Annotated in this window: 1 pseudogene; it reads left to right on the forward strand. The window is 69.4% G+C overall.

Annotation, left to right across the window (positions count from 1 at the left end):
* Window positions 1-133 precede the first annotated feature (133 nt).
* A pseudogene (locus tag K7G61_RS36140) lies at window positions 134-373 on the forward strand (sugar ABC transporter permease); the annotation flags it as partial.

Here is a 373-nt window from a genome sequence, read left to right on the forward strand (position 1 = left end):
GCGGCGACGCGGGCTCCTCGGCCGGCGGTCGGGCGGGGGTCGGTCCGGTGAGACCGGCCGGTCCGGCCAGACCGGCCAGTCCGGCCAGGGCGGCCAGGGCGGTCAGACCGGTCAGGGCGCTGCCAAGAACGCGTTGACCTGGCGGATCAGGCTGCGGCGGGACAAGACGCTGATCCTGATGACGCTGCCCGCGATCGCGCTGCTGATCGTGTTCAACTACCTGCCCATGGCCGGCACCGTCACCGCCTTCCAGTTCTACGACCCCCTCGTCGGCATCACCCACAGCCAATGGGTCGGACTGGACAACTTCCGCCAACTCTTCGGCGACCCCCTCTTCTGGCACGCCCTGGAAAACACCCTCTACATCAGCGCC

This window comes from Streptomyces sp. HPF1205 (assembly GCF_020400825.1).
Lineage (GTDB): Bacteria > Actinomycetota > Actinomycetes > Streptomycetales > Streptomycetaceae > Actinacidiphila.